Source organism: Candidatus Phytoplasma phoenicium (assembly GCF_001189415.1).
GTDB lineage: Bacteria > Bacillota_I > Bacilli_A > Acholeplasmatales > Acholeplasmataceae > Phytoplasma > Phytoplasma phoenicium.
This window is the reverse complement of sequence record NZ_JPSQ01000026.1, coordinates 1-2,011: the sequence shown is the minus strand read 5'-3', so window position 1 is coordinate 2,011 and position 2,011 is coordinate 1. Positions and strand designations below refer to the sequence as shown.

Here is a 2,011-nt window from a genome sequence, read left to right as displayed (position 1 = left end):
AAAATATTATTAAATATTAGTAAATATTTTTTTAATTTAAACATTAATTAAATCTCCTTTGATTTTTTTATCCCTTGGTTGAGGTGATGGTATAGATATATTTTAGGGGTTATTTTTAGGTCGTAGTGGTAATTTATTTTCTTCGTATTATTTCAAGACATTTTTTTCTTCTTAAATAAGATTAAAAGGTAATAAATTTTTATAATTTTCTTTTTAATAAACATAAGTTTTGATTTTTAAAAAATTTTTTGAATTAGTTTTAAATTTAGGTTTAATGTCATTAATTTCATTTTTTAGCTCATTTAAATATTTTTCAATATCTAATAAATCATTTTTTATTCTATTTTTAGAATTATCTATGAGTTTTTGACTCATATCAAATTTAATCAGATAAAGATAATCTTGCACATCATATTTTAGATAATTTTTAATTTCGTTTTTAATTCGAGATATTATGAATTCGAATTGTCTTTTTTCAAATTCATTTATTTCTGTTAGATAAACAATTTGACCTTTTTTAACTTTTTTTATAAAATATTCAGAAGAATTAATAAGTTTGGATTCTAGTTGTTTTTCTAATAAAACTAACTGATTTTGAAAATCTTGGATTTTTTCATTTGTTAAATTTATTTCATTTTGAACATTTTTATCGAAATTTTCCAATTTAGGAGATGTATTTTTTTACTTTATTGTTAATGCTTTGATAAATACCCATAATAGCGCATCCAATAAAAATAATAATAATAGTCTCTAAATGTTTTTTGAAAAAATTGCTAATATTCATTAATTTCATTTCCCCTTCCTGATAATAGTGATTATTATCAAATATTGAAATTTGAATATATCGCTATTATACAATTTTATTAATTAAATGTTGCAAAAAATTTTATTTATTAGGAATTTTAATTTGTCGTTTTTGTTTGATTCTGGTTGAGCACGATAGTAGTTAGGATCTTTTTTGACAAATTTCTTCTCTTATTATATTTCTTTCTGTTATTTTAAATTCTAATTTGTCCTTTTCTAATTCATATTTTTTGTACGTAATTTATCAATATCTTTGATTTAATCTCGTTTTTGGGTTAATTCTTTAACAATTTTTGCATATTCATTAATTATAGACTCTTCTTTTTTGTGCGTTTCCTCTAACTGTTTCTCTTGATTGGGCATATTCTTTAAAGATTTCGTCAGAATTTAACTTATCTTGATATTTTTCGATTTTATTTTTGTAATCTTTGTAGTCAGCGTTAAGTTTGGCTAAGTCGCGGTCGATGTCGTTAAGATACGAATCTAAAGTTTCTTTGGTAAACATTGGCGCTGATTCTTTGTTTTCCTTGGCTACTTCGTTATACAGATGCCATAAACAATGACCTTCGCGAAGAATTAAAGTAACTTTGGTCACTCCTTGGACAAATTTTCGAGTGAAGTTGATAGTTTTTCCGATTACTGAGATTCCGTATTTAGCAGGAACTAAATCACTAAGGCGATCAAAAGCTTTAAAACCAAATTTGAAAGCGTTTCCAAAAGATAATTCATTTTCTTTTTCATAAGTGATCATACAATTATGCATTGCTCGGTATGTGTCTTTTAAAGTTTCATATATTTTTCGTTAGGTTTTGATTTGTTCGATTTTTTGGTTAACTTCATCAATTTTTTTTGAATATCGGCTTTACGTTCTTCCATGGAACTGATTTATTTGAATAATGCTTTTTTCTCCTTCTGTTAAATCTTTATATTTTTCTTTTAACATTTTTTTGAAATTTTGTGCGCGGGATAATATAGTTGGTTGAAAAAGGGATTCTTCTTCGTTGTTTGGTTGAGATAATGTTGGTAATGTTTCTAAGGGAGGTTGTAATTGAGTTTGCAATTTCTCAATGAATTCATGGTTTTGAGTTGGGGGGATTCTTTTTTTAATTCATTTTGGTTTTGATGGAATTGTTTTTGGATTGCTTGCAAATTGATGGATTGATTTTCGAGTCTTTTATGATGATGGGTGATTTGTTTTCCTTTCTCA

The 2,011-nt window shown here is 25.1% G+C and carries 3 protein-coding genes; all 3 read right to left on the bottom strand.

Features of this window, described 5'->3' with window-relative positions; translation table 11 throughout:
• Positions 1-213 precede the first annotated feature (213 nt).
• Entirely contained in the window at positions 214-663 is a 450-nt protein-coding gene (locus AlmWB_RS00795) for a hypothetical protein (protein WP_050337163.1), read from the bottom strand.
• Between the two features lie 445 nt (positions 664-1,108).
• Positions 1,109-1,555 carry a hypothetical protein gene (locus AlmWB_RS00790; protein WP_192833065.1) on the bottom strand — a complete coding sequence of 149 codons (447 nt, stop codon included), beginning with the start codon at positions 1,553-1,555 and terminating at the stop codon, positions 1,109-1,111.
• Between the two features lie 111 nt (positions 1,556-1,666).
• Positions 1,667-1,864 carry a hypothetical protein gene (locus AlmWB_RS00785; RefSeq protein WP_050337160.1) on the bottom strand — a complete coding sequence of 66 codons (198 nt, stop codon included), beginning with the start codon at positions 1,862-1,864 and terminating at the stop codon, positions 1,667-1,669.
• Positions 1,865-2,011 lie beyond the last annotated feature (147 nt).